The following is a 1,186-nucleotide window of genomic DNA, read 5'->3' on the forward strand; positions in this document are numbered from 1 at the left end:
AACCGGTGCACGGCTTGCGCGTCGGCGTGGCGCTGCGCGTTCCCGCCCCACGCCGCCAGGTCGGCCAGCTCCTGTGCGGGCAACGACGCCACCTCGCACACCGGCTGCGTCCCCGCCCCAGCCAGCGCCCGCACGATGCCCTCCAGCGCCGCCTGCATGAACCCGCAAACGCGCCGCGCCGCCACCGCCTCGTGAACCTGCGCCACCAGCTCGAAGCCCTCACCCTGGTCGTCCACCGACAGCGTCACCGGGTAGTTCGTGCGCTCCGCGCCGCCCAGCACCTGCAGCCCCGCCCAGGCCGACGGCTTGTCTTCGTCCGCGGCCTCCTGCGGCCGCTGGGTGTAGCGGTAGTTCAGCAAGGCCGAGAACAGCGGCGTGCCGCCCGGCAGCGCACTGCAGCGCTGTGCCAGCGACAGGTTGGCATGCTCGTGGTGCAGCAGTTGCGTCAGCGCCGCATGGGTCTGTGCCAGGCATTGCGCCACGCCGCGTTTGCCAAGGCGCACCCGCAGCGGCAGCGTGTTGATGAACAGGCCCAGCGCCCGCCCGGCGCCCTCGCCGGCCTGCATGCGGCCGAACAGCACCGTGCCGAACACCACGTCGTCCCGGCCCGTCGCCTGGCCCAGCGCCAGCGCCCAGGCCAGGTGGAACAGGCTCGCCGCGCTCACGCCATGGCGCTGCGCCTGCTGGCGGATCTGTGCCGCCAGCGCCGCCTGCAGCGGCAGGCGCGCCTCCTCGATGCGGGTGCCGTCGCCCTGCACATCCAGCAGGCCGAACGGCGCCGTCGGCTCGTCCACGTCGCCCAGCATCTGGCGGAAGAACGCCTCGTGCTCGGCCTGGCTCATCCCCAGCCGGGCCTGTGCCACGTAGCGGCGGAACGGCACCGGCACGGGCAGCTCGCTGTCGCGGCCCTGCTGGATCAGGGCGATCTCCTCGACCAGCAACGCCAGCGTGGTGTGGTCCAGCACCATATGGTGGTTGGGCAACTGCAGCAGCCAGCGCCCGCGGCGCGCGTCATGGGCCGCCAGCGCGCGCACCATGGGCGCCTGGCGCACGTCGATGCGGAAGCGGGCCGGATCGACCTGCGCATTCAGGTGCTGCTCGACATCCTCCTGCGCGTCCACCTGCAGCCATTGCAGCGGCAAGGCCGCGTGGCGCTGCACCACCTGCACCGGCTCCGGCAGCCCCT

At 73.1% G+C, this 1,186-nt stretch carries 1 protein-coding gene; it reads right to left on the minus strand.

The genetic code is table 11. From position 1 onward, the window contains the following. Positions 1–1,186: condensation domain-containing protein (locus ALA01S_RS31095; RefSeq protein WP_238456034.1), on the minus strand; the 1,186-nt coding region annotated here is incomplete at both ends.

Source organism: Azohydromonas lata NBRC 102462, from assembly GCF_001571085.1.
GTDB classification, from domain to species: Bacteria; Pseudomonadota; Gammaproteobacteria; order Burkholderiales; family Burkholderiaceae_C; genus Azohydromonas; species Azohydromonas lata.